Origin of the sequence: Clostridium hydrogeniformans DSM 21757 (assembly GCF_000686705.1) — a bacterium.
Classification (GTDB): Bacteria; Bacillota; Clostridia; order Clostridiales; family Clostridiaceae; genus Clostridium_Z; species Clostridium_Z hydrogeniformans.
In genome coordinates this window covers 51,337-77,731 of sequence record NZ_JMLJ01000015.1, presented here as the reverse complement: position 1 = coordinate 77,731, position 26,395 = coordinate 51,337, and the positions used below count along the sequence as shown (strand labels likewise).

The following is a 26,395-nucleotide window of genomic DNA, read 5'->3' as shown; positions in this document are numbered from 1 at the left end:
GTATATGTTAATAAATGATATTGATTTAAAAGATTGTAATGCTATTTTATCTAATAAAGTAATTTCAACTTCTTCTATAGATATAGGAGTAGAGTGGTATAAGAAAGCTTTAATTCCAACATATTTATATAAGGATATTAAGTTTTTAAATATAGCTTGTAAATTTACTTTTACTATTAAAAGTGGAGTATATGATGACTTTGAAAAAGTTATATCTAAATTTACTGTTAAGATAGATCAATGTAAGTTAAACTTTGATGACATTCCAACATTCACTTATAAGTGTTACTTAATTAGTTTAGGGGAACCACAAAGAATAACTCCATGGGATTGGGAGATTGATGTTAAATGGAAAGGGTATAAATGTACCAAAGAAGAATCGAAACAATTTGCTAAGTCTACAAATGGAATCATTAATAATTCTGGGAACTTAGATACTCCATGTAGAATTAAGGTTATTTCACAAGTAGATATAATAGAGGTAACTTTAAGTGGTTTTAGTAAAAGACCTATAAAAGTTAAGAATATTAAAGCTAATATTCCAGTTATTATAGATGGAGAGCATTGTAGTGTCATAGAGGGGGACTCCAATAAGTTTAATGATGTAGACTTATTGGAGTTTCCTAAATTAAGACCAGGGGAAAATAATTTAAGTTGGAATAATAAGAATATAACGGTAGAAGTTAATTTTAAGCCAAGATGGCTATAAGGAGGGATAGAGTGCTAATCTTATTTGACCAAAATCACAATAAAATTTATGGACTGAATTCTTATGAGAACTTAGAAATAACATATGAAATTAGTGGGGATAGTAAATTGGATTTCTCTATCCCTTTATATTTACATGAAAGTAGTTTAATAAAGGAAGAAGGATACTTACAAACAGAAGAACATGAATATGTAATTAAGAGTATAAAAAAATCGACTGATGTTATGCAGATACAAGCGGAATTAAACTTAGAGGATATAGAGGGTAAAGCTATAGAACAGTTTAGTTCTAAGGAACAGACTGCTGACTCGTGTGCAAGGTTAGCTATAGCAGGAACAGGATGGACTATAGGAAAGTGTACAGTAAGTAAGAAGAGAACTATAAGAAAAGAGAAGACAACAGCTTTAGAAGTGCTTAGACAAATAAGTAAGACTTATAGATGTTATGTAGTATACAACTCCTTAGACAAGATAATAGATATCTTAGATGACATTGGAGAAGATAGAGGATGTTATTTTACAACAGAATTAAATCTAAGAAGATTAGAGATAGATAGTGATAGTAATAATTTTTATACTAGAATAATTCCAATAGGAAAAGATAAACTTAAAATATCTTCCGTAAATAATGGAAAAGAGTATTTAGAGAATTACCAATATAGTAATAAGACTAAAACTTTAATATGGGAAGACCAAAGATATACTGATATAAATTCTCTTAAAGAAGATGCCTTAAAAAAGTTAAATGAACTTTCAGTACCATATAGGGCTTATAAGGTGGAGATAATAGATGTATCAAATTTAAGTAATGAATATAACTTTTTAGATTATCATATAGGGGATATAGTATATATATTAGATCCAGAAAAAGAAATTGGAGAAAAACAGAGAATTGTTAAGATAGTTAAATATCCAGATGAACCAGATAGAAACACCTGTGAAATTGCTAATTCAGTATTGAAGTTTGAAGATATACAGAAAGAGTTACAAGAAACTACTGAAGTAGTTGAGAACATAACTACTGATAGTGGTCTTGTAGATGGTAATAAAATAGAAAACTTGAATATTGATGTAGATACAATACAAACAAATGTTATTAAGGCAGTAAAAGGTGAATTTGGGGAGATTATTGCTAATAAAGCAAACATAGATGACTTAAATGTAACTAATGCAAAAATAGAAAAGTTATCTACAACATTTGCTACAATAGAGCAATTGGAGGCTTCAAATGCTAAGGTAAAAGTTTTGGAAGCTAATACAGCATCCATAGAATATGTTTTAGCTGGAAATATAACAGCAAAGAATATAGCAACTGGAGCTATAACTGCTGGAAGTGGGATAATAGCACAAGGGGCTATAGGAGATGGACAAATTAGCTCTTTAAGTGCTAATAAAATACAAAGTGGTACAGTAGATACTAGTCTAGTAACAATATCAGGACCTAATGGAAGGTTTAGAATAACAGGCAATAAGCTTCAGATTTTAGATAGTGATAAAGATGAAAAATTATATGAAAGAATTATGTTAGGAGTAGATGAGGATAATAACTCTAGTTTAATTTTAAGAGGAAAAGATGGTAAAGCTACATTAATTAATCAAGAGGGTTTAACTGATGAAGGTTTTACCGAGGGGTATGGTAAAGTAAGAGATAATTCTTTGGATGCTAAAAAATTTGATAAGAATTCTATAGTGAGAGAAGTTAATGGAGCTACTGAAAATATTAAAGGTACAAAAGTACAAATAGGTGATAGGACATTAGATGTTGAATTATCTACACAACAAAATACTATTACAGCACAAGGGAACGAACTAGTAACTCAAAAGTCTCAGATACAAGCTATGGACAATAGGATAAATCTAAAGATTGATATGCAGAAATATAACAAAGATATGGAGGGAGTAAACACTTCTCTAAATAAGAATACAACGGAGTTAGGGTTACTAAAAGATCAAATTAATCTTAAAGTATCCGGTACAGAAGTTGATAAAAAGATTAGTGAAATACAAATAGGTGGTAGAAACCTTGTTAAGAATTCTAGTGGAAACTTAGGAAGTAATTCTTTTTGGAGTGATAACACTAAATATTCTAGTGGGGGCTATAACGGTAATGCCGCTATATTTTTTCAAAGAATTGGAGCAGAAGAAGGGGCACCAAGGTTTATAGTAACTAATGCATTAGAGCCTCTACCTAAGGTATCAAAAGATGAAGAATATTCACTAGGAGCAATGATATTTGTGTCAAGTGAAATAAAAATGGATGTAGAAAGTGAGCTATTTCTAAGATGTAGTAATGATACAAAGTTCATAGATTTTTGTAAAATAACAATACCAGTTGATGTTCCTAGGGATAGATGGATTTATATGACATCACAAAGTAAAATTAATGCAGATTATAACAAGAGTGTTTTATTACATGGAGCCTTAGGTCTTAATGGTAAAGTTTATATATCACAAGTAATGCTAGTACGAGGTAATAATGTGCCATCTTGGGCTCCAGCACCAGAGGATTTAGAGTATGCTGTAAATCAATATACAGAGGGTAAAATAACTACTGTAAATCAAAGAATAAATAGTACTCAATCAGAGGTCAATATTTTAAAAAATCAAGTAAACTTAAAGGTTTCATCAGAAGAAGTTGATACTAAAATTAACGATCTTCAAATTGGAGGTATGAACTATTACATAGATACTGATAAGTGCTTAGTTAAAACTAATCATAATGGCGATCATGCTTATATGACATTAGGGACTATGTCTTTAGACAGTGCTAATTCTTTGAGGGGTAAAAAAGTAACCGTAAGTGTAGATATAGAAATAAGAAATGGTAAGAGGGTTACTGGGAAATATAATAGAATTGGGCAAGAAACAGAAATCACTTGGAAAGATGGGACTAAAAGCTATTATGGTGCTTGGTGGAGCGTTTCTGATGGAGAGAATGTTAAGAAAAGAATAAAAAGTACTTTTGTTTTTGCAGATAAAGAAATAATAAAGGTTAGGGACAATAGTATCTACATTCAATGTGCTGGAGATTACTTAGCAGTGGGTAGACCTAAGTTGGAAATAGGTGACAAGTTTACAGACTGGAGCCCAGCACCAGAAGATATTTACGGAGAGATAAATAAGGTAGAGACTAACACCAATAACAGTCTATCTGAAATTAAGCTTGAACAAGGGAAAATTTTTTCAACAGTTAGCCAATTACAAACCAGTAAAGCTGATAAAGATCAATTAAAGTCCTATGCAACTAAATCTGAATTAACACAGACTGAGGATTCAATTACAGCCAAGTTTAATTCTATAGGTGGATATAATCTACTAAAAAACACAGCCCTAAAGAATGATAAAGCCTTTCATAATCCAGCTGTTGGGGTTACTGTAGACACATCTAAAAAGAATGGAGAATGTTTCTCTTGGAAGAATGAGCAGAAAGGACATACTGCTGACCAGTGGAGGGGGGAGAACCCTGTTCCAGTAGAAGTGGTCGCTGGTAAAACCTATACTGCAAGTGTAGAAGTATTTATTCCTAGCAATCATGGATTAGACCAAAATATATACTTAGAAATACAATGGTGGGACAGTACTAATAAGAGAATAAAGACTGCTGGGGCTGTAGCAGATAAGTCAAGGCTTAATATGTGGCAAACACTTACTGTAAACATGGAAGCACCAGCAAATTCAGTGAAGGGAAATGCTAGAACATGGGTGCAAAGAAATGGGCTTGTTTGGACTAGTAAGTTAATGTTTCAAGAAGGAGCTGTGAGTACAGGATGGACACCTCATCCAAGTGAATCATATGAGGGAGTAACCTCTATAGATTCTGAAGGTATTACAGTTACTCATACAAAAGTAGGTACATACTCAACTTTAAATGCTGATGGCTTCAGGATATACAATAGTCAAAATGAGGTCATTGGTTCTTTAGCTGAAAAAAGTGGACTTACTGAACTTACTGTTGATACTGTTACAGCCAATAACATTTACACTATACAAAAAGGAGATGTTACCTGGTACATTAATGGCTCAGCTGGTGATGACTTCAATGCTGGTACTAAAGAAAAACCTTTAAAATCAGTTAGTGAAGCCCTTAGAAGAACCCCTAAAATACTTGAGGGTCATGTTTACTTATATTGCTATGGAGAAATAAAGGAAGATGTCAAAATTGAAAATTATTTTGGCAGACATGCAATATTTGTGGACCTTGATAGGAGTACTGTTCTTAAAGGGCATATAAAAGTATATGGCTGTACTTGTGTTGTAAGCCTAGATGGACACAGAACCAACTGGGCTGACACTGGTGGAGCATTAATCCAAAATGGAGTTAAGGATACTTCAGCTGTAGAAGTTGCTGGAAGTCCTGATGTAAGAGTTAAGAACTTAAGAATATTGAATAATGGGGGAAATGGTGTTTATGCAATCAATGGTTCTTGTGTAACTGTAGATTTGTGTGACATAAATGGTTGCACAACTTATCCTTGGGCTTTTGCTATAACTGCCACTGATAGGTCAAGGGTAGTTATCCAAAATTGCAGAGGTTCAAACAATAGAGCATCCATGTCAGCACTGGATGGTGGAATCATACAGATAAGTTCATCAGATTCTAATTATACTGTTGGAGTACCATCACCACACCCGAGGGATGGAAAGGTTTGGGTAGATGGTGGAGGGATTTTCCTTCATGGTGGTGGTCATTATGAAGGTTATGAGAGTAACTTTGTTACTACTCCAAAACCACCTGTGAGTATACATGAAAACTATTGGAAAGCTACTTCAACCAAGTCATGGAGAGATAACTGGGGTTGGAGAAGTGACAACAACTATATCTACCAAGGTTCATGGGGACAAGGAAATCACAGAGGATTCATGTATTTCAATTCAGCAGACATCAGAAGTAAACTTTCAGGGGCTAATATTCAAGCTGTTCAATTAAGGCTTAGAAGAAGGAACGCTGGAGGTTCTAGTGCAGGAGAGAATATACATTTATATGGTCATGGTTATACTTCTCAAGGAGGTTCAGACCTTGGAAAAGATTATGGTTATATAGGTTCTTTAGCATGGGGAGAACAAAAATGGTTGTCCCTACCTATGCAGGTTGCTAATGATTTAAAGAGTGGAGCAATTCAAGGTTTAGTTATTGCAAATGGAAGTTACGTTATTTGCGAAGCAGAAGCTGAATTGTGGGTTAGATATGAGAAATAAAATGAGGTGTAGTCATTTGACTATGCTTTTTTAGTATATAAAAATTAAGGAGGAATTTTATTTATGTTAGATTCAAAGAACAACTTTTATACAACTTTTGAGAATGAGGTTACTGGAAAGGATGTAACTGGCAATGACTATGTTATTTTAAGGATGTTATGTACTGTTACTATAAATGGTATTCAATATACTTTTGATATAGTTAATCAAGAGTTGTATAAACTTAATAAAACTTTCTGTAAGAAGAAGGTATCTGAATTTAAGGAATACTGTGAAGAAAAAGCAGAAGCAATGGGCGTAGATATATTATAAAGAGGTGTAGAATGGATGAATTAATAACTAGAGCTCTTAGCCAAGGATTGGGCTATGGGCTTTTTGTATTTTTACTGTTATATGTACTTAAAACAACTGGGGAAAGAGAAAAGAATTATCAAACTACTATAAATAAACTAGCTGATAAGTTTGGGGTAGTAGAAGATATAAAAAAAGATGTAGAAGAAATTAAAAACAAGATATTCAAATAGGAGGTAATTATGAAACTAACAATTAAAGATAGAGTGGCCAACTTATTAAGAGTTAAAAGTATTATCGCATTACTTTTAACTCTTACTTTTTGTGCATTAACTTTATATAGTGGGTCCATAACAGAATCATTTACTAACATCTTATTAATAGTAATAGGATTCTATTTCGGACAAAGTTCTAAAAATATAAATGTAAGGGAGTAGATAGTATGAATATAATAGAAAGCAATCTATCGTTTGGGAGCTTAAGTAAAAGAGGGATAACTAATAAAATAATTTTACACCATCCAGAATGCAATGGGTGGACTATAGAAAGATTACATGACCTACACAAGAACCAATTTAAATGGAGTGGTATAGGCTATCATTTCTATGTAAGAAAAGGCGGTTCAATTTACAGAGGAAGACCAGAGTGGTCAATAGGAGCTCATTGTCCAGGACAAAATGCAGTTAGTATAAGCGTGTGTTTAGAGGGTAATTATATGGTTGATAATATGCCTGAAGAACAATTCAATGCTGCTATGGAACTCGTAATCTATCTTAAAAACAAATATGGAATTACAGAGATAGGAGGGCATGGGGATTACTATAGTACAGATTGCCCAGGAGTCAACTTTCCTTTAGAGAAATTTAAGGGTAATTTAAAAAATAATAAATTGGTTTTTAATTACAGAGAATGGATAAAAAAAGTGCAAAGAGAACTTAATATACAATTTGGATCAGGATTAAATGAGGATGGCTATTATGGACCAAATACACAAAAGGCAACTGTTTTAGTAAAGAAAGGAGCAAGGGGAAATTTAACGAAACTTATACAAGAGAAGCTTATAAATATTGGATACAGCGTAGGAAAATGGGGAGCTGACGGAGCTTTTGGACAAGGTACTTATGATGCAGTTCTTAGGTTACAAACAGATAAATATATAGGAGCTGATGGAATCGTGGGTCCTAACACATGGAGAATATTATTTACATCATAATAAAAGTTGACTTATAAACAACTTAGTGTTAGCATCAAAATAAATATATTATAAAATAAAAATTAAATAAACATAGGAGTGTAATATGAAAATCTTAAAGAAAATCCTATTATTCCTTATCTTTCTTATAGTATTTTTAATGTTAAATACGAAAATAGCTAGATAAGGAATTCCTATGGTTTGAGGTTTCTCAAGATCCTTAAACTATGGGAGCACTCCTTATAATAATTTATAAAATAAAAGTGGTCTAGGGAAAAATCCTTAGACCACCTTTTTTTATTTTAATAAAATTGGAGAATTACTACGCCTAATCATAGTTAAAATTAAAATATTTATCCCAACCTCATATTAAAGTAAATTAGCCTAGATCTCTTATAAATCAAGAGTTCAAAGAGATTTTCATAAAGGAAATTTAAAAATCAAGGCTGCCTGGTAAATTTTCAGTAAGTGCTTGATTTATAATATTTTAAGGTATATCATAAAATATAAGAATGTTGTTTTTACAGTAGTTGAACATTAACATGAGATGTATTTAAATATTACCCCAACCCAACTTTTATTAAATATTCTTTCAGTTGAACATTAACATGAGATGTATTTAAATGCACTAGTGTATATAGGTTATAAAGTATATGAAAACGTTGAACATTAACATGAGATGTATTTAAATACCCTATACTTAGGGTTTTCTTGATTCTTTATCTTAGTTGAACATTAACATGAGATGTATTTAAATTCCTCTAGCATGTCTTTTAGTAACTTAGGTAAGGATGTTGAACATTAACATGAGATGTATTTAAATTTACTATTAGATACATAAACAACCATATACTTAGAAGTTGAACATTAACATGAGATGTATTTAAATGAAAATACCCTTTTGGTTATATCTCTCATATTAGGCGTTGAACATTAACATGAGATGTATTTAAATCCAATCGTATTCTATTTTGAATTTATTTGGTACAGTTGAACATTAACATGAGATGTATTTAAATAGTGGATGAAGCAACTAAGAGTGCTACTGAAAAATTGTTGAACATTAACATGAGATGTATTTAAATGGTAGTGACAGAATAATAGAAGTAAAATTTTATAAGTTGAACATTAACATGAGATGTATTTAAATGCAGATCATAAATTAATTGCTGATAAAAGTACCAGTGTTGAACATTAACATGAGATGTATTTAAATTTAAAGAAATACAGGTTGCTTGTTTGTTTCTTACTGTTGAACATTAATATGAGACGTAAAAGTAAAAAAAGCAGTCTAAGGATTTCCATCCCTAGACTGCTTTTTTATTTAATAATAAATATTGAGGTTAGATATAAACAACATATATATATTTGTAATTATAACCAAAAATGAGCATGTTATACCATATTTATAGAAAGTTATGTTAAAATTATTAAGATATTTTTTCTATTATAGAGGAAAACAAGAGAGTATAAAAAAGATAGACTAGATATTACTCTAGCCTATCTTTCCTTTATTCCTAATTTTTCTTTTAGAGCAAATTGAAGTACTTGTGAAAAGTTAATTGATTGTCTTTTAGCTTCTTCATCTAACCAATAAGGAATAGTTAGAGTTTTCTTGACTGCTTTATTTCTCATTTCATCCCTTACAGGTGGCATATAAACCTCGATAGGGACTATAAATTCACCTTTTTCAACCTCAATATTTTGAGGAAGACTTGGGTTGGGAATTTCTTCATTATCATCTTCCATACCCCATAGGTGCAATTCTAATGCTTCTTTAGACATTTTTAAAGAGTTCTCTAATGTATCTCCCCAACTTATACATCCAGGAAGGTCTGGAAAGTCTATAGAATATCCATTATCTACAGTTACAAAACGAGCAGGAAATATATATTTATCTATTGTAAACACTCCTTTCTTTAAGGTATAATTTTTGATGAAGGCACAGGAGGACTATTCAAGTCCAGCCTGTTTATAAATGCTTTTCAATGTGGTGGGGGCGACATCCCCACCGTGGCGAGGTACTGTTACCTTGCCTTTTTTTATTGGGTGTTTAAATTGCATGTGAGAACCTTTTTGAGCTACCTCCTTCCAACCATCTTCATTTAAAATTTTAAGTATTTCTCTTACCTTCATCAAGTAACCCCCTTACACTTATTATTATATACGTATTATTAACACGTGTCAATAGTCTTTGGGATAATTATTGAAAAAAATATAAATAATAGAAAAAGGCTAAACCAATTAAGGTTCAACCTTATATAAAAACTAATTCTTATTTATGTGGGAATTCCCACACCTTTCCCACACAAGTTCTATATATGTTTAGAAACATATAGATAAATATGACACTTAAAGCCTTGATATATATACGTTTTAGAATATATTAGAAACTTTCAAAGTGAATTTTTTCGAACCAGTTGGTCGGGGGTTCGAATCCTCTCTGCCGTACCATGAAACCTTGCAATAACAATAGTTGCAAGGTTTTTTTATTTTAATAATAAATATCGTTCTCGTGGAACTTTAGATATGAGATTACAAAGGGTTTTAAATATGATCTAATTTTAATTGACAAGCTATCAACACTCCAATATTTGCCATGTATTAATGAATATGAAGTTAAAGGATATGCTGAAAGTGGTGAATGTACCATATATGTAAGTGATAGAGTTTATTTTTATGATAAATTTTATATTTCAGCTGTAGCAGAATCATATTAGTATAATACATAAGTTAGGTATTATGAAGTGCAGGGGTAAGAAGATATATGATTTTATTGGGTAAAGTAAATAAGGAAAGATGGAGAAATTGTGTATAGTATTAAATTCAAAGATGGCACTTGGGAGTAATATCCTAGGTGCTATGTTTTTTATATCCGTTAAGGATAATGTTTACTTATATTCACATAATGTGGTAATATGTAAATATAAGTAAAAGGAGGATGATATAATGATTAAGAAAAAAATAACAAAACTTTTTTCGGTAGCAGTTCTTACATCTGCTTTTTTTATTGGCTTCTCACAAATGGAAGAAGCTAAGGCTTATAACCCAGGTGGAGATGGTACGGTTACTATTAACTCGTGGGATATTAATAATTTTAACAACTCATCAGACTTATGGACCCAGACTAGAGCTAACTATGATCCGAAAATGATAAAAGACAGAGTCGTATATGGAGATTTTGATGGAAATGGCAAAGATGAAATTGCTGCTTTTTATGATTATGGAAATGCTAAGACAGAAATCCATCGTTTGCATGAGTCAGGTGGTAAGATTTATAATGCTTCATCATGGGATTCTGGTGTAGGGAAATTTAATGCAAGTAATATTACAGGTAAAGTAGTAGCAGGAGATTTTAATGGAGATGGAAAAGATGAAATTGCAACATTATATGATTATTTAGATAATACAGTGACAATGTTTCAATTTTCATTAAATAATAATGGACAAACCTTCTCTACTAAAACAATGTGGGGATCAACGAACTTTAATGGAAGTAAAGTTACTGCAATGGTTGCAGGAGATTTTGATGGAGATAAAAAAGATGAGATTCTAATTTTTTATGATTATGGAAATAATAAAACAGGGATGTTCGAATTGAAATTAAATTCAAACGGAACATTTACTCACAAGTATGCATGGGAAAGTTTAACATATGATTCAAATCGTATAAAAGGAAAAACAGTAGCAGGGGATTTTAATGGAGATGGAAAAGATGAAGTAGCAATGTTCTACGATTATGGTAATGAAAAAACTAAAATATGGTCATTATATAATAACAATGGTACTTATTCAGCTGAAGAGACTTGGGATGTAACAACTTTCGATGCTTCTAAAATATCAAGTAAGGTTGTAGCAACTCATAATAAGAATGGATCTAAGGATAAAATAATAGCTCTATATGATTATAGCTATCTAAATAATGTTACAGGTGTATTTACATGGGATTTGCAATCCAATAATAAATTTTCTTGTAAGAAGGAAAAAGAATTAACAAGTTATGAGCCAGCTAGAATAGAAGGAAGAATAGCGGTAGGAAAATTTGACGGAAAAACTACAAGATTAACATCAATGCATGATGGAACTGTAGTTAAGTCTCAAACGCAAGGAGAAAAAGTAGTGGCTGAAGCCAAGAAATATCTTGGAGTTCCTTATGTTTGGGATGGTGAGAGTCCAGCTGGATTTGATTGCTCTGGATTTACAACATATGTATATAGACAATTTGGAATCAATATTCCAAGTTATACTGTTAGTCAAGTTCAATATGGAAGTTACGTTTCATATAGTAATTTACAACCTGGAGATTTATTATTTTTTGATAATACCTACAATGGAGCAAATCCGACTCATGTTGGAATTTATATGGGAAATAATCAGATGATTCATGCTAGTGATGATGGAATTGCAATAACAAATATCACATCAAGTTATTGGCAACAACATTATTCAACTGCTAGAAGATTATTATAAAGATTATTAAGAGAGTACTTAGAGTAAAATCTAGGTGCTTTTTTCTTTATAAAGGAATATTGTTGCCACCATCTGAATGCATATATAACATAGGGAACCAAAATGATGTAAAAGTATAACAGGTTGGTAATTATATGCAAGGGTTAAGAATAATAATAGATCTTAATAAAAATATTAGAGGATGAAATTAGAAGATAATAAATAAAAAGTAAAAAACTATATAACATAGCGGAAAACTTTTACTGGCATTCAAGTTGCTCAAGGATTGAATTCTATCTGCCACACCACAAGCCTTGTAACCTAAATACTTTCAATGTATTTAGATTACATTGAATTTAGATTTATGTCATTTTTGCGCGACTTAGAAAAGAATAGAGTATAAAATATATTTCTTTATATTAAATAAATGATATGAGTAATATACTGAAAGCTTATTAGGTATCATAAAAACCTAAAAGTTATAAATTACCTTTAGGTTTTTTTATTATATAAGACGATTAATAAAACATTTATAAGTACATAAAATTATATAAAAATTTTTTAACCACCTTGTACATTAATACGAACTAATCCCTTTTTCCAAACTATTTTAATAACAACAATAAAAATTAATATCCAAAAGGAATAATTGGTTAAAATCATTAATAATTCTGTATATGAGTAAACACCAGAAAAAATCTTACATGGTGCATAATATATATATTTAATTGGTAAGAAGGAACTAAGTTTTTGTATAGTAGTAGGCATAATACTTAAGGGTAATAATTGACCACCAAACAAGTATGTGATATTCATTATGTTATCCCTAAGAGATAACACATTTTTTACCCAAAAGGTTACTATACCTATTAAAAAGTGAACCTGAAAGACAATTATAAATCCAAGTATGGAAAATAATAAAGATAAAACTAAGTCCATAATGGATACATTAAGATTTAATACTAATGATATAACGGTCAATCCAATGGAGGATATAAGTACTTTTATAATAAATTCAGTGAATGTTTGTATAAAAATATAAAAAGGATAGGATATAGGTTTTAATATCCATATACTTATATTTCCAGTGTTTATTTCGTTAAATATGTCATATGTAACTTTGATAGCACCAAAGTAGGAAATTTGTAAAAAATTTAAGTATAAATAATATTTACTTATATTATAAATATTAAAATCACCAATAGAATTATTAATAAAAGAGTTTTTCCAAAAAAGATATATTACAATAACTTGTAAAGGAATAGATAGGAAGCTTAGAAAAAAGTCTGTTTTAAAATATTTAAAATCATAAATTTTTAGTAATGCAGTTCTAAAATATTTATTCATATAATATCTCCTATGATCCCGTTGATTGATATTTGGACAATGCTTTTTTCCAAATAAAGTACAAAATTAATGACCATAATAAACATAATAAAGCTGAAATTATTATGAATCTAAAGCTATTTGATTCTTTGTTTAATAAGATTTTTGTTGGTAAGGTCACTATTAAATTGATTGGTATTACATAAGTCAAAAGGTCTACTACTTTTGATGGGAAAGAATCCAATGGATATTTTTTTGCCACATCAACAGAGAAAATTAAAGATCTTACATTATCGATTCTTCCAATCCAAAAGGCTAATAATGAAACTGATGCATATATAAGATTAAAGGCTATAGTTGATAATATTAATATAGTAAAGGAACTAAAAGCATTGTATAATTGTATTTCACCATAGAAAGAAGGAATTAATATAAGACCTAAACCACTTATAACTTGAGATATAACCCAAAATATAAAAAGATTTTCGTTTAGTATGGAGAATATTGGGTTAATAGGACGTATTAAGTACTTATCAAAATTTCCATTTATAATGTGATAGTCAATATCTCTAAAGCCAAAAGCAAGCTGAGATATTGAATTTGACAATATTCCCATTCCAGACAAAATTATTAGTTCATAATTGGACCATCCTTTTAATCCAAGGTTCAAATTAAAAATGGAATACCAAAAAACAATTATAAAGACTATATTAAAAGTTAAAGAAATAATTTTCATAAAAAGCTCAAAGGGATATTGCATTAAATTAATAATTGATAATCTTACGTATCTAATAAAAAGTTTATTGTACTTAATTATAGTATGCATATAGAATATCCTCCAAGTTAGGATCTACCTTTCTAAAAATTATATCTTCGCCAAACTTATTAATGATAGTATTAATAAAAAGCTTAGTATCCTCTTGCTTTATACAAAATCTCATATGACTACTGGTTTCTTCTCTGTAAAATTGCTTAAACTCATTTTTAAATGAATCTATCCCATTTATCTTTTCTATTTCAATCACAGAATACTTTTTTAATATTTCTTTCAATTCGCTCATAGTTAAATCTATTTGTTTTTCTCCTTTGTTTATAAAAACTACTCTTGAGCATAGTTTTTCTACATCTTGAATATCATGGGTAGTTAATATTACTGTGGAGTTATTTTCTTTTGAGAAATCTAAAATAATATCTCTTAAAGAGTTTTTAACCACAATATCTAGTCCTATTGTTGGTTCATCTAATATAAGAAGCTTTGGATTATGTAAAATTGTGGCTAGGATTTCGCAACGTATCTTTTGACCAAAAGATAAATTCCTTACAGGAGTTGATAAGAGGTTTTCTATATTTAGTTTTTCAGCATATGTTTTTAATCTTTTATAGAATATATCATTAGGTACTTCGTATATATCTTTCATTAAAAGTAAAGATTCCTTAACTGGTATGTTGAACCATAATGATGAGCGTTGACCAAACATTATCCCTAAGTCCTTAGAAAGAGTAGTTCTATTTTTACTAGGGGATAGACCGAGGACCTCTATATCTCCATCTGTTGGGGTAAGTATCCCACAGAGAAGTTTTACGAGAGTACTTTTACCTGCTCCATTTGGACCTACTAAACCAATAATTTCTCCTCTATTAGCAGTCAATGAAAAATTATTTACTGCTTTTACTATATTTTTAGATGATTTATAATTCTTGTTTAGTGATTTAATATAAATTGATGTCATATTAACCCTTCAATTAATTAGAGCTTAAATGATTTATTAGAAGAATAAACTATTGTAAGATCTAATTGATGCAATTAGATTATAATTCCATATTTATTAAATTATACAACATATTAGGATGGTGTCCAATATTTTAATTTTAAGAAAAGTAGGTTATAAAGATAAAAAAGTAGCTTAGGAATTAATTCCTAAACTACTTTTTATAATAATAGAATATATTTTATTACTTTGAGGCATTTTGCATAGTAAACTCAGATTTTACTGTACCTATTTCAGATTGAGTTGCTTGCTGAGCTGGCTTGTAGTAACCCTTTTGTTTAGCAGTTTGATATAGCTTATACTGACGTAATTCATCTTGATTTCTCATTTGTTGAATAGTTTGACGTAATTCCTCATTATCTGTTTGGCTTATAATACCGCCATATCCAGCTAAGCTGCTGTTAATCATACTTAGGTAATCATTAACCATATCTTTTTCTTGCATTTCGTTCCCTCCTATTTTAAGAAATTCATTAATTTCTCTTTATTGGTCTTTGCATCCTGAGCATCACACTTAAGCATTTCTTTTATATTTGGGTCTGTACATTGATTTGCAAAATCATTAAGTTTATTTGAAACTGTTTCGTGAGCACCAATAAGATGACGAAGATTTTGTAATTCTAACTGATTTAAGTTTGACATAAAATCACCTCCAAATTATGTTTCAATAGTATTATTGGGCTTAATATTTGAATTTATTCTATGTAAGTTTTGTATATAGAACGAATCTTTCTTCAGATGGCGTTCTTTCCACCATCTGAAGGTTAGAATAGTTAATCTAGGGGCGTAGCAAATGTTATATCTCACCCTTTAGAAGATGGATGTTAAAGCTTATAGCCATCAGATAAACTAGTATTAAAAGTTAATAGTTTTTTTAACAATAAGAATAAATAATATCTTATAAGAGAAGATATTAAGGATATAAAATATGGAGGTGCTTAAATTTGTTTAAACATGATAAAAAGTTATTAAGAGAAGTAAGAGTAGAAAAACCTAATCCTCAGTATGCGGTTTTGATGCAAGAGCAACTAGGTGGTGGAAATGGGGAATTAAAAGCTGCTATGCAGTATTTATCTCAAAGTTTTAGAATAAAAGATCCAGCAATAAAAGATTTATTTCTTGATATTGCAGCAGAAGAACTTAGCCATATGGAAATGGTTGCACAAACTATAAATTTATTAAATGGTCATGATGTGGATTATAAAAGTGTTGATGCAGGGGTGATACAAACTCATGTATTAGGAGGGTTATCCCCAGTATTAACTAATTCATCTGGTGCTCCATGGACTGCTGACTATGTAACAGTTACAGGGGATTTAGTTGCAGATTTACTTTCTAATATAGCATCTGAGCAAAGAGCAAAGGTAGTTTACGAATATTTATATCGTCAAATCGAAGATAAATATGTGAAAGAGACAATAATGTTTTTATTAGAAAGAGAAGAAGCTCATAACGCTTTATTTAGAGAAGCTTTAAATAAGGTTAAAGATACAGGGTCTAATAAGGATTTTGGTATAACAGAAGATTCTAAGCTTTACTTTAACCTATCAACTCCAGGAGAATATTTTAAATCTCCTGATCCAACTGAAACCTCCTTTAGTAATCCAAGAAAATAAAAATATAAAATAAGTTAAAATTGTATCCTCCATATATTCTTTATATAAGGAATGTAAGATGTAAATAAAGAATATAAAAGCTTTCTATATAAGAAAGATAGTGGAGGGGTAAGAATGAATTGTCATAAGGATAGTGAAGGAAATAAAAAGCATAGTAACTTAAAACATATGTTACACATGATTATTTGTTGTGGATTACCTATAGTTATTATAGGATTTCTACCAGTCATATGGAGGTTTAGTCCAGAGGCAGGTAGAGTACTTTCTGTAATAGCACCATTTTTATGTCCAATAATGATGATTTTAATGATACCAATGATGTTTGGAAAGGGTAAAAGAAAAAGCTGCTGTGATAATAAAGAAGAGTTATCTAAGTTAAGTAAGCCTATGGATTAAGAAAAAATTTTGGTTAAATAATGACATAAAGTGAAAAGAGGAAGTCTCACAATGAAAGTGAGGCATCCTCTTTTTATCTATAATTTATTTTTAGTAAATTCCTTTGGAGAGTATCCAGTATACTTTTTAAATATATTAGAAAAATATCTATAGTCAGAATATCCAACCATAAGAGCTATTTCCGATACCCTAAGATTAGGATCCCTTAAAAGTTCTATAGATTTCTCAATCCTAAGAGAATTTACATATTCACTAAAGCCGACACCAAGGGTTTGTTTAATTTTTCTACTTAGATAGCTTTCACTTAAGTAAGCATGCTTTGCAATATTAGATAAGGACAAGTCCTTATTGTAATTATCTTTTATATAATCAATTGCTTTAGAGATACTGGTGTCTTCTGATTCTATGTACGTCTCTTTAAGTAATCTTATGGAGTCAATACATATGGAATGCATTGAGTAGAAAACTTCATCTATAGTATTCAATTTAGAATCTTCCTTAAACATTTGAGCTTCTTTTTCTATAAGAAAATCTGTATTTAAGTTATAGCTCTTAAGCATGGTTTTTATTCTGAAAATAAGATTTAGGGTTATTTGATTAATAATATGCTCCTCTATTTTATAAGTTTTAAAAATATTAAAGTATAAATCCTTAAGCCTTTTTTCTAATTTTACTTTATCTTTTGCCTTTATTAAAAGTATAATCTCTTCCTGTTTTTTTATTAAAATTTCATATCCATTATTATCTATAGAATTTATATTATGTATATCTTTAAAATAAATAATATTACCTTTTCCTAAGTATAGTTTTTCTTTTAGTGCAAGTTTGCTCTCATCATAAGATTCCTTTATATTTCTTAAAGTATTTATATTAGATACTCCCATAGTTATATGTATATTATGATTATTAAGAAGTTTTTTTTGAATATACTCTAATTTATTATTAAGAAGTGCAAAATTTGTAGAAATATCAATAATTAGAGCAAGTTTATCTTGATGACATTCTACAACAAAACATTCCATATTAAATGCTTTATAGCAAGATTCTCTTATAAATTTATTATGAGTATATATTTCTTCTTCAAGACCATTTTCTAGTATACTACCATAGTTGTCATTCTCTATACTTACAATAATTATATTTTTCATATTAATATTTTGAGAGGATAGTATGGAAATCATGGAATCCTTATTTGATATTTTACCTCTCATAGAGTCTAAAAGAATTCTTTCTTTTGCAATAGATATTTCGAACTTTAATTTATTTATAGTCTTTACTGAGTTTTTTATAGATGATATAAGCTCATCATGATTTAACGGCTTTAATAAGAAGTCCATTGCTTTAAGCTTTATTGCTTGCTTTGCATATTCAAACTCATCATAGCCAGTGATTATTATAAATTTACAATAGGGAAGACTTTCAGATATATTTTCTGCCATTTGAAGTCCGTTCATAGAAGGCATATTTATGTCTGTTATTACTAAATCAGGCTTTAGTATTTTACATTCTTCTAGGGCATCATTAGGATTATCAAAGGCTTTTAAGAATTCACAGTTTAAGCTTTTCCAATCTATAGTTTTTTTCATACCTTCCCTTGCAAAGTATTCATCATCTACAAATACAACTTTTATCATAAAATATTCCTCCAGTGGAATAAGGTTAATTAGAATTTAATATTATTTTTATACATGTCATATTATCTTTGATCTCTTTATAGAGACCAAATTCTTCTCCGTAGTGAATTTTAATCCTAGAGTTTACATTATCTAAACCAATTCCTTCACCTTTATGCTTACTATTTCCAAAGCCGACCCCGTTATCTAGGACCTCGAATATTATCTTTCCCTCATCTACATAGCCTTTTATAATTATTATTCCGTCCTTACTTTTTTGTTCCATTCCATGAACTATGGCATTTTCAACTAAAGGTTGAAGAAGAAGTCTTAAGATATTTTTATTACAAATACTTTGGTCAATATCTATATTTACTTTAAATTTATCACCATAACGTATTTTTTGGATAGTTAAGTAATTATTTATCTGGCTTATTTCCTCGGAAATTGTTACCACATCACTTTTTTTGGTAATGCTATATCTTAAAAAGTTACCAAGGCAGGTTATCATATTACAAACATTGTCATAATCCTTAAGTTTAGCCATCCAATTTATAGATTCTAAAGTATTATATAAAAAATGAGGGTTTACTTGAGCCTTAAGAGATTTAAATTCAGCTTCTTTCAATAAATATTGTTTTACATAAACCTCTTCTATAAGCTTATTTATTTCTTTAACCATCTGATTAAAACTATTTCCAAGATGGGATATTTCATCATTTCCATCTATAAGGGGAAACACCACATGCCTATTCCCTTTTTCTACTTCAGTCATAAGGTTACTTAGTTCATTTATAGGCTTTGATATACTTCTAGATAAACGATAAGAACAGTATATTCCAAGTAATATTCCTATAATAAGAAGAGAAATAAAGGATAATATAAGTATTATAATTTTATCATACATTGATGATAAGGGAACCACTTGTACTATTTTAAATCCAGTTAAAGGTGAGGTAGCAAAGTGGATTTTTGAATAAGAATTATTTAAATTTGCATACAAAGAATCTTCATCACTGCTTAAAATTTTTACAAGAGCATCTTTATTAAATTTGAATCCAGTTTCATTTTTATTTTTAAGATCAGTTATTATGTAACCACTTTTGTCTAATATGTATATGTTGTCCTCAGGATACATGGAAAAGTTTTTAATAAGATCATTTAAATAATCATCATATATATCTGTTATAACATATCCAAGGATATCTCCGGTTTCCTTTTGTCGAATTTGAGTACCCATGGCCATAACTATATCCCTTGAGTCTTTTCCATCAACCCTTCTATGTATATAGGATAGACTCTTACCCTCAGTTTCATCTAGTATATCAAAAAAGTTTCCACGAACATCCTTATATATGGGAACTAAGTAATCTGTAGTACTAAATCTACTATTTCTATTTTTATCAATAATATGTATAGGCACATCTAAAGGTTGTGTAGCTAATATACTATTAGTTATTTTATATATTTTCTGAGTATCCTTAAATTTATCGAAGTTTTTAGAGGAAGATTCAGTAGATAAAATTTCCTGAATTTCATCATTAAAGGATATATAGTTAGTCATGGAGCTAAAGGTAGTCACAGTAGAATCTACAAACTTACTAACTATCTTCAGGTTGTTTTTTAAGGTAGTATTTCTTTCAGAATTTGTGTAATTTAATGTATTATAATAGGATATAAACATAAATATTAAGGGGATTGCCATTATAAGAATAAATGCTTTAAAAAGTCGTTTTCTAAACATAAGTATCCTTTCTTTAAGTTAAAGTTACTCTAAGTTTTAGTGTAGAGTTAAAAGATTTATTAATATAAAATTTTATTGGGTATTTAGGCATTTTTCAAATAGTAATAATAGGAAATTTTTTCTATACATTTTAACTTTTATAAATAAACATATAAATTCTTTTTAGAATTATTATAACATCAAAAATAAAAAAGACATAAGGATAAAACCTTATGTCTTTAAATTATATTAAATTATATGAACATTAACAGCATCAAAGGATACTTTAACATTAGCACCTTCTTCAAAAATCTTTTTACCTTGAGGATTATTAAGCTGAATCTTAAGCTCACTATTTTTAGTTTTTACTATATAATCCTGGTAAGATCCCATGAAGGTTGATAGAGTAACAGTTCCGTCAAGTAAACCTTCTTCTCCGATGTCTACAGCTTCAGGTCTTAATACAATAGTACAAGAGTCTTTAGCTTTTTTATCACCAGTATAAGGAACTGTAAGTTCTTGACCTTCTACAAGTATTTTAGCTTTTCCGTTACTTACTTCTATAATTTCTCCATCTATGAAGTTAGCAGTTCCGATAAAGTCAGCTACAAACTTAGTTTTTGGAGTGTAGTAAACCTCTTTAGGAGTACCAACTTGTTCTATAATTCCTTTATTCATTATTATTATTCTATCTGAAAGACTCATAGCTTCTGACTGATCATGAGTTACATATATAGCAGTTATTCCAACCTTTTGTTGTATTTTTCTTATTTCTGTTCTCATATATACTCTAAGCTTTGCATCTAAGTTTGATAGGGGTTCATCAAATAAAAGAACTCCAGGCTCCATAACTAAGGCACGAGCTAGGGCAACTCTTTGTTGTTGTCCTCCAGATAATTGATTAGGATATCTATTTTCCATTCCCTTAAGACCAACAAGATCTATTATATTAGTTACCTTTGATTTTATAGTTTCCTTATCTAATTTCTTAAGTTTTAGTCCATAAGCTATATTATCAAAGATATTATAGTGTGGGAATAAAGCGTAGCTTTGGAACACCATAGATGTATCTCTTTTATCTGGTGAAAGATTATTTATAACCTCATCTCCTAGAACTATATCTCCAGAAGTTGGAATCTCAAAGCCTGCTACCATTCTTAGAGTAGTAGTTTTACCACAACCAGAAGGTCCAAGTAGTGTTACAAACTCACCAGGTTTAATATCAACTGATATATTATCAACTGCTTTAAAGTTGTTATTACCTTCATATATTTTAGTTAAGTTTTTTATATTAACGCCTTTATTTGACATAGTAATACCTCCATATTATAAAAGTGAATTATTAAATTATATATTTTATAAGTTTAAATTTCTTCTTTACTTACTCCTAGCTTACTTAATGCAAAATACATTATTGATATAGCTATATAAACAATTACTATTAAAACTGTTGCAAAGGCACAGGCAACTCCGAATCTTCCTGTATCTACTTGAGAAAGAACTTGAACAGTTAATAGCTTATATCTTGCAGATACTAAGAATACTACTGCACTTACAGCAGTCATACTTCTAACAAAGGTATAAACTAGCCCACTAAAGAATGCAGGTTTAATTAATGGTAGAGTTATAGAGGTAAATACTTTTCTAGTATTAGCTCCAAGATCTGATGCAGCTTCTTCTATAGCTGGATCTATTTGTTGAAGGGATGCAACCCCAGATCTAACCCCTACAGGAACACTTCTCATAATAAATGAAATTATAATTATAGCAGCAGTTCCAGTTAACATAAGTGGTTTAGAGTTAAATGCAGATAAATAACCTATACCTACAACAGTTCCAGGTACTGCCATTGCAAGTAATGAAGTAAACTCAACAAATCCTTTTCCAAGGAATTTCTTTCTTACAATTAAGAAGGCTATTATCATTCCGTAAATTCCAGTTATAGGTGTTGCTATAGCTGCAAGGTAGGTTGTATCTATTAATGAGCTAAGACCAAGATTAAATACATATTTAAAGTGATCTAGTGTTAATGAGTAATCAACCCCTACAACCTTAAATAATCCACCTAAAGGTATAAGGATATAGAATAAGAATACAAATAGTGATATTAATAAACAGAAAATATCTATTGGCCAAACTATCTTGCCTTCAGTTATAACATCACGTTCTCTAGAAGCTTTACCTGTAACAGTAACATATGATTTCTTTTCAATCCAATATTTTTCAAGAACGAATAATAGTATGGATATAATCATTAATATAACTGCAACAGCTGCTCCACCCTTCATGTCATAGTTACCAATGGCTTGCATGTATATCTTAGTAGCTAGGGTAGAGAAGTTACCACCTATAACCATTGGGTTTGAAAAGTCTGCTACAGACTCTATGAAAGTTAATAAGAATGCATTAGCGATTCCAGGTATCATAAGGGGGAGGGTTACAGTCTTGAAGGTTGTCCATCTAGATGCTCCCATATTCCTAGCTGCTTCTTCAAGAGATGGGTCTATTTTCTTTAATAAACCAGTTAAAAGAAGATAAGCAACTGGGAAGAAGGTCATAGTTTGAACTATAACAATACCCTTAAATCCATATATACTAGCATCTTGTATTCCAAGTATTTGTCTAGTTATAAGTCCATATTGTCCAAATAATATAATAGAAGATAGTGCAAGGACAAATGGAGGAGATATTATTGGTAATATAGATACTATCTTAAATATTTTCTTAAAGTGAGATTTTATATAAGAATCTGCATAGGCAAATATAAATCCTATGATTGTAGATAATATACCAACGGTGAAACCTAAAATTAAGGTATTCCATAAAGCTGATTTAAATTCTGAGTCATTTAGAGTGTTGATATAAGCATCTAGTGAAAAACTACCGTTATCTATGAAACTAACCTTAAGTACAGCTATTAAAGGATAAATTATAAATATTGCTAAAGTTAATATGACAAAAGTTATTGTAACTAGAAGCATTGGATCACGCCATATTTTTTTCATGTCCGATTTATTTAACATATTGCTTCTCCCTTCCTAGAAAAGTTATTTGGTTAATATTAAATTGACTTTTAAAGTCTTAAAAGAGACCAGAAGCTTATTTGTTGTTCTGGTCTCAAAGTTAATTACTTAATAGACTTGTTCCATTTTTCAACTAATGCTGTTCTGTTTTTACCTGCCCAATCTAAGTCGTACTTTATAAGTTTTGTGTCTTTTAATTCTTCAGCTTTTTCAGGAGCATTAGCATCCTTATTAGTTAAGAATTGATAAGAACCAACTGTTTGTCCAAGTTCTTGAGCTTTTTTAGATAGACACCAATCTACAAACTTTTTAGCAGCTTCTTGATCTGGACCGTCTTTTATAACACCTACAGCTCCAATCTCATATCCTGTTCCTTCTACTGGAGCAGTCATAACAAGATCCTTCATTCCTTCTTCTCTATACTTTATACCATCATGTAAGAAACTTAATCCAACCATAGCTTCTCCTTGACCTGCAAGTCTAGCAGGAGCAGTACCTGATTTTTCATAAGATTTTACTTGACCGTTAAGCTTTTTCATGTAATCTAAGCCTTTTTCTTCTCCCATTAATTGAACTACTGTAGCTAAAGTTGTGTAAGCAGTTCCAGAAGAACCAGGGTTAGCAGTAGAAACTTGTCCCTTAAATTCTGGCTTTAATAAATCTTCCCAAGACTTAGGTGCTTCTATGCCTTTTTCCTTTAATAATTTTTCGTTAGATACAAAACCTAAGTATCCTACGTATATTCCTGTCCAGAAACCATCTTTATCTTTAAATTCATCTAGTATATCCTTAGCACTTGGGGACTCATATTTTTCTAAAAGACCTTCCTCAGAAGCTTGTATAAAGCCATCTGCAGGACCACCGAACCATACTGAAGCTTTTGGATTAGCTTTTTCAGCTCTCATTCTAGTTAATATTTCACCAGAGCTCATTCTTACAGCCTCTGTTTTTATTCCTGTTTCCTTTTGAAACTCATTAACAGCTTTAACCATGTAATCTTCCATAAGACCAGAGTAAATTGTAAGTTTTAAATCACCATTTTTGCTTGCGGAATCTTTACTTCCACATCCAACAAAAGCAGTCATAGTAATTACAGCTCCAAGAGCTAAAGCTAATAATTTTTTCTTATTCATCTATTTTTCTCCCCCTAATATATTTAGATTATTATTTTATGACTTCCTAGTCATAATGAAAATAGATTTAAATATTATGAATACGTTTTTCATTATAAGGTATTATTTAAGAAAGAGTATAATATAGAGCAAAATTTTATACATAAAGGTAAAAAAAATTAACATTATAATATTTTTAGGGAACATTTTACATAGGTTATATGTCTAATTAGGGGAGGGGGATGAAGGTGGAATCAGTTATAAAATTAGATAATACTATAGAGTTTCAAGTTGCCTTGGCAAAGAATGGAGATAAAGATGCCTTTGCAAGAATTATAAGACAACATAAGGAGTCTATGTATAGAGTGGCTAAGTCCATACTAAATATAGAAGAGGATGTAGAGGATGCAGTAAGTGAGGCAATATTAAAGGCTTATATAGCCATAGATAGTCTTAAAAGTAATTCTATGTTTAAAACTTGGATTATTAGAATAGTTATAAATGAAAGTAATAATTTGCTAAGAAAAAGAAAAAAGATAATAACACTAGATAATGTATACATGGATAATGAAGGGATAGAAGACAAGCATAAGGATATATGTTTGTATGAGGCTATAAACTCCTTAGATGAAGAGCTAAGAGTTACTACTATATTATTTTATTTTGATGACATGAGCTATAGAGACATTGCTAGTATCTTAGATATTAGAGAAGGTACTGTAAAGTCGAGGCTTAATAGGTCTAGAAAGAAATTATATCTGTTGCTTAAGGAGGAGTAGGTATGAAAGAATCTTATATTGATGATAAATTAAAAAATATTGCAATGAATAGTAATACGGATATTCCAGAGAGCTTTAATGAAAGATTTGAGGATACATTAAGTAATTTAGAGAATAAAAAGTCTAAAAACATAAGTTTTAAGAGAAAGTATTTAATAGCCTCAGTGGTTTTTATTGTTATATTAACAGGGGTTCTTTCTACTCCTAATCCTGTTTCTGCATATATAGAAAGTGTTGTATTTTCTATGTTAAAGGAAGACAAAGGATTAAAGAAAGCGGAGGAAAGAGGATTTATGCAGAACCTAAGTGAAAGGGATGAGGATAAAGGAATAGAAGTGAAGGTTGAAAAAATGTTTTTAGATAAAGAAAATATAGGGATATTTCTAGAGTTAACCTTAGATAAGAGATACAGGAAAGATTTTGATAAAATATCCTTTGGAAAAGCATTATTTAAGGATAATAATGATAATGTATTTTATTATGGAAATAATGATGCGTTATATGATAAAGAATATCATAAGGGAAATGTTGTATCTAAGGGAATGAAAGATAACATTAATTTAGATGACCTTAAAGATAATGGGAAGATTAAATTAGAGTATAGATTTGGGGTTAATTTAAAGGAGATACCAAAGGAAATAAACTTAGATATAAGGAATATACAATTATCTAATAAGGTAGGAGCTATTAGGCGTGATCAAAAGAATAATAGCGGTGGGAAAAAAAGAATTAATATAAATGGACATTGGAATGTTACCCTTAAGGTTAATGAAGAGAAGACAAAATTTGAAGAATATATGTTTAGAGGTGAAAGTGACTTAATAAAAGACATTAAGTTAAGTGTAGCACCTTTTAGTTCTAAAGTAAGCTTTAGGGTGAATAAAGAGACTAATAATGAAGAGATAAGATATTATGAACCATATAAATTAATAGATAATAAAGGAAATGAATATAACAATATATATGGCAGTAGAGAGGAGGGAAGTAATATAGAGGCAAAGATGGAAAGTAGTTATTTTGAGGATATAGAATACTTTGATTTAAAGGTACAGGTAGGATATGATAAGAAAACACATGAGTATATTTATGAAACTATAAGGTTAAATAAACAATAAAATTCACAGAAAGACTTATCATTAGGTTATAGATTAATGATAAGTCCTTCTTTAATTTAAGATATATTATAGGAAATTAACTTTAAA

General features: G+C 29.9%; 23 protein-coding genes and 1 CRISPR repeat array. Of the genes, 11 read left to right on the top strand and 12 right to left on the bottom strand.

Translation table 11 applies throughout. The features are described 5' to 3' along the window. The first annotated feature begins 4 nt into the window (after window positions 1–4). The 6 genes from BR69_RS0109895 to BR69_RS0109870 all read left to right on the top strand — a co-directional run bounded on the left by BR69_RS0109895 (window position 5) and on the right by BR69_RS0109870 (window position 7,408). On the top strand, window positions 5–709 hold the full coding sequence (locus BR69_RS0109895; RefSeq protein WP_027633056.1) for a phage distal tail protein: 705 nt from the start codon (window positions 5–7) through the stop codon (window positions 707–709). Between the two features lie 11 nt (window positions 710–720). After that, window positions 721–5,904: a phage tail spike protein gene (locus BR69_RS21165; RefSeq protein ID WP_051623565.1), complete on the top strand. Its 5,184-nt coding sequence runs from the start codon at window positions 721–723 to the stop codon at window positions 5,902–5,904. A gap of 63 nt (window positions 5,905–5,967) precedes the next feature. Then, entirely contained in the window at window positions 5,968–6,216 is a 249-nt protein-coding gene (locus tag BR69_RS0109885) for a hypothetical protein (RefSeq protein WP_027633055.1), read from the top strand. Window positions 6,217–6,227: 11 nt separating this feature from the next. Continuing rightward, window positions 6,228–6,428: a BhlA/UviB family holin-like peptide gene (locus BR69_RS0109880; protein ID WP_027633054.1), complete on the top strand. Its 201-nt coding sequence runs from the start codon at window positions 6,228–6,230 to the stop codon at window positions 6,426–6,428. Between the two features lie 9 nt (window positions 6,429–6,437). After that, window positions 6,438–6,632: a hypothetical protein gene (locus BR69_RS0109875; RefSeq protein ID WP_034849671.1), complete on the top strand. Its 195-nt coding sequence runs from the start codon at window positions 6,438–6,440 to the stop codon at window positions 6,630–6,632. Between the two features lie 5 nt (window positions 6,633–6,637). Continuing rightward, window positions 6,638–7,408 (top strand): peptidoglycan recognition protein family protein, encoded by a 771-nt coding sequence (locus BR69_RS0109870; RefSeq protein ID WP_027633052.1) that lies wholly within the window; start codon window positions 6,638–6,640, stop codon window positions 7,406–7,408. A 508-nt stretch (window positions 7,409–7,916) separates the two neighbouring features. Next, window positions 7,917–8,603: a CRISPR direct-repeat array (repeat unit 30 nt; unit sequence GTTGAACATTAACATGAGATGTATTTAAAT). Window positions 8,604–8,887: 284 nt separating this feature from the next. Here BR69_RS0109870 and BR69_RS0109865 read toward each other — a convergent pair. After that, complete coding sequence (locus BR69_RS0109865; protein WP_341349679.1) at window positions 8,888–9,298, bottom strand: type II toxin-antitoxin system HicB family antitoxin; 411 nt, start codon at window positions 9,296–9,298, stop codon at window positions 8,888–8,890. A gap of 42 nt (window positions 9,299–9,340) precedes the next feature. Beyond that, window positions 9,341–9,523 (bottom strand): type II toxin-antitoxin system HicA family toxin, encoded by a 183-nt coding sequence (locus BR69_RS0109860; protein WP_027633050.1) that lies wholly within the window; start codon window positions 9,521–9,523, stop codon window positions 9,341–9,343. 813 nt (window positions 9,524–10,336) lie between these two features. Here BR69_RS0109860 and BR69_RS0109855 point away from each other — a divergent pair. Then, window positions 10,337–11,857: an NlpC/P60 family protein gene (locus BR69_RS0109855; protein ID WP_027633049.1), complete on the top strand. Its 1,521-nt coding sequence runs from the start codon at window positions 10,337–10,339 to the stop codon at window positions 11,855–11,857. A gap of 540 nt (window positions 11,858–12,397) precedes the next feature. On the opposite strand, the gene BR69_RS0109850 is transcribed toward BR69_RS0109855, so the two are convergent. The 5 genes from BR69_RS0109850 to BR69_RS0109830 all read right to left on the bottom strand — a co-directional run bounded on the left by BR69_RS0109850 (window position 12,398) and on the right by BR69_RS0109830 (window position 15,573). After that, entirely contained in the window at window positions 12,398–13,183 is a 786-nt protein-coding gene (locus BR69_RS0109850; RefSeq protein ID WP_027633048.1) for an ABC transporter permease, read from the bottom strand. A 10-nt stretch (window positions 13,184–13,193) separates the two neighbouring features. Continuing rightward, window positions 13,194–13,988 (bottom strand): ABC transporter permease, encoded by a 795-nt coding sequence (locus tag BR69_RS0109845; protein ID WP_027633047.1) that lies wholly within the window; start codon window positions 13,986–13,988, stop codon window positions 13,194–13,196. After that, window positions 13,972–14,892, bottom strand: coding sequence for an ATP-binding cassette domain-containing protein (locus BR69_RS20325; RefSeq protein WP_051623564.1), 921 nt, complete (start codon window positions 14,890–14,892; stop codon window positions 13,972–13,974). Before BR69_RS20325 ends, BR69_RS0109845 begins: the two co-directional genes overlap by 17 nt. 223 nt (window positions 14,893–15,115) lie before the next feature. After that, window positions 15,116–15,376 carry a spore coat protein gene (locus tag BR69_RS0109835; protein ID WP_027633046.1) on the bottom strand — a complete coding sequence of 87 codons (261 nt, stop codon included), beginning with the start codon at window positions 15,374–15,376 and terminating at the stop codon, window positions 15,116–15,118. 11 nt (window positions 15,377–15,387) lie between these two features. Continuing rightward, window positions 15,388–15,573, bottom strand: coding sequence for a hypothetical protein (locus tag BR69_RS0109830; protein WP_027633045.1), 186 nt, complete (start codon window positions 15,571–15,573; stop codon window positions 15,388–15,390). A 302-nt stretch (window positions 15,574–15,875) separates the two neighbouring features. Here BR69_RS0109830 and BR69_RS0109825 point away from each other — a divergent pair, with 302 nt between their 5' ends. Both BR69_RS0109825 and BR69_RS0109820 read left to right on the top strand, forming a co-directional pair. Further along, window positions 15,876–16,547: a manganese catalase family protein gene (locus tag BR69_RS0109825; protein ID WP_027633044.1), complete on the top strand. Its 672-nt coding sequence runs from the start codon at window positions 15,876–15,878 to the stop codon at window positions 16,545–16,547. A 114-nt stretch (window positions 16,548–16,661) separates the two neighbouring features. Beyond that, window positions 16,662–16,943, top strand: a complete 282-nt coding sequence (locus BR69_RS0109820) for a hypothetical protein (RefSeq protein WP_027633043.1) — start codon at window positions 16,662–16,664, stop codon at window positions 16,941–16,943. 77 nt (window positions 16,944–17,020) lie between these two features. Here the strand turns inward: BR69_RS0109820 and BR69_RS0109815 are convergent, their stop codons facing one another. The 5 genes from BR69_RS0109815 to BR69_RS0109795 form a co-directional block, all read right to left on the bottom strand. After that, the gene (locus BR69_RS0109815; protein WP_027633042.1) at window positions 17,021–18,577 is read right to left on the bottom strand and encodes a response regulator transcription factor; all 1,557 of its coding nucleotides are present in this window, start codon (window positions 18,575–18,577) and stop codon (window positions 17,021–17,023) included. Between the two features lie 25 nt (window positions 18,578–18,602). Beyond that, the gene (locus BR69_RS0109810; RefSeq protein WP_027633041.1) at window positions 18,603–20,300 is read right to left on the bottom strand and encodes a sensor histidine kinase; all 1,698 of its coding nucleotides are present in this window, start codon (window positions 20,298–20,300) and stop codon (window positions 18,603–18,605) included. Window positions 20,301–20,528: 228 nt separating this feature from the next. Beyond that, window positions 20,529–21,590, bottom strand: a complete 1,062-nt coding sequence (locus tag BR69_RS0109805; RefSeq protein ID WP_034849666.1) for an ABC transporter ATP-binding protein — start codon at window positions 21,588–21,590, stop codon at window positions 20,529–20,531. A gap of 53 nt (window positions 21,591–21,643) precedes the next feature. Next, on the bottom strand, window positions 21,644–23,302 hold the full coding sequence (locus BR69_RS0109800) for an ABC transporter permease (protein ID WP_027633039.1): 1,659 nt from the start codon (window positions 23,300–23,302) through the stop codon (window positions 21,644–21,646). Between the two features lie 104 nt (window positions 23,303–23,406). Continuing rightward, entirely contained in the window at window positions 23,407–24,435 is a 1,029-nt protein-coding gene (locus BR69_RS0109795) for an ABC transporter substrate-binding protein (RefSeq protein ID WP_027633038.1), read from the bottom strand. Window positions 24,436–24,656: 221 nt separating this feature from the next. On the opposite strand from BR69_RS0109795, the gene BR69_RS0109790 reads away from it, so the two are divergent. Then, complete coding sequence (locus BR69_RS0109790; protein ID WP_027633037.1) at window positions 24,657–25,193, top strand: RNA polymerase sigma factor; 537 nt, start codon at window positions 24,657–24,659, stop codon at window positions 25,191–25,193. 2 nt (window positions 25,194–25,195) lie between these two features. Next, a complete protein-coding gene (locus BR69_RS0109785; RefSeq protein ID WP_027633036.1) occupies window positions 25,196–26,308 on the top strand; it encodes a DUF4179 domain-containing protein in 1,113 nt (370 codons plus the stop codon). Window positions 26,309–26,395: the final 87 nt, after the last annotated feature.

Bases quoted from the DNA above. Each gene is read 5' to 3' on its own strand.
- BR69_RS0109895 (WP_027633056.1), top strand. From the start codon at position 5: ATGTTAATAAATGATATTGATTTAAAAGATTGTAATGCTATTTTATCT.
- BR69_RS0109885 (WP_027633055.1), top strand. From the start codon at position 5,968: ATGTTAGATTCAAAGAACAACTTTTATACAACTTTTGAGAATGAGGTT.
- BR69_RS0109880 (WP_027633054.1), top strand. From the start codon at position 6,228: ATGGATGAATTAATAACTAGAGCTCTTAGCCAAGGATTGGGCTATGGG.
- BR69_RS0109875 (WP_034849671.1), top strand. From the start codon at position 6,438: ATGAAACTAACAATTAAAGATAGAGTGGCCAACTTATTAAGAGTTAAA.
- BR69_RS0109870 (WP_027633052.1), top strand. From the start codon at position 6,638: ATGAATATAATAGAAAGCAATCTATCGTTTGGGAGCTTAAGTAAAAGA.
- BR69_RS0109860 (WP_027633050.1), bottom strand. From the start codon at position 9,523: ATGAAGGTAAGAGAAATACTTAAAATTTTAAATGAAGATGGTTGGAAG.
- BR69_RS0109855 (WP_027633049.1), top strand. From the start codon at position 10,337: ATGATTAAGAAAAAAATAACAAAACTTTTTTCGGTAGCAGTTCTTACA.
- BR69_RS0109850 (WP_027633048.1), bottom strand. From the start codon at position 13,183: ATGAATAAATATTTTAGAACTGCATTACTAAAAATTTATGATTTTAAA.
- BR69_RS0109845 (WP_027633047.1), bottom strand. From the start codon at position 13,988: ATGCATACTATAATTAAGTACAATAAACTTTTTATTAGATACGTAAGA.
- BR69_RS20325 (WP_051623564.1), bottom strand. From the start codon at position 14,892: ATGACATCAATTTATATTAAATCACTAAACAAGAATTATAAATCATCT.
- BR69_RS0109835 (WP_027633046.1), bottom strand. From the start codon at position 15,376: ATGCAAGAAAAAGATATGGTTAATGATTACCTAAGTATGATTAACAGC.
- BR69_RS0109830 (WP_027633045.1), bottom strand. From the start codon at position 15,573: ATGTCAAACTTAAATCAGTTAGAATTACAAAATCTTCGTCATCTTATT.
- BR69_RS0109820 (WP_027633043.1), top strand. From the start codon at position 16,662: ATGAATTGTCATAAGGATAGTGAAGGAAATAAAAAGCATAGTAACTTA.
- BR69_RS0109815 (WP_027633042.1), bottom strand. From the start codon at position 18,577: ATGATAAAAGTTGTATTTGTAGATGATGAATACTTTGCAAGGGAAGGT.
- BR69_RS0109810 (WP_027633041.1), bottom strand. From the start codon at position 20,300: ATGTTTAGAAAACGACTTTTTAAAGCATTTATTCTTATAATGGCAATC.
- BR69_RS0109805 (WP_034849666.1), bottom strand. From the start codon at position 21,590: ATGTCAAATAAAGGCGTTAATATAAAAAACTTAACTAAAATATATGAA.
- BR69_RS0109800 (WP_027633039.1), bottom strand. From the start codon at position 23,302: ATGTTAAATAAATCGGACATGAAAAAAATATGGCGTGATCCAATGCTT.
- BR69_RS0109795 (WP_027633038.1), bottom strand. From the start codon at position 24,435: ATGAATAAGAAAAAATTATTAGCTTTAGCTCTTGGAGCTGTAATTACT.
- BR69_RS0109790 (WP_027633037.1), top strand. From the start codon at position 24,657: ATGAAGGTGGAATCAGTTATAAAATTAGATAATACTATAGAGTTTCAA.
- BR69_RS0109785 (WP_027633036.1), top strand. From the start codon at position 25,196: ATGAAAGAATCTTATATTGATGATAAATTAAAAAATATTGCAATGAAT.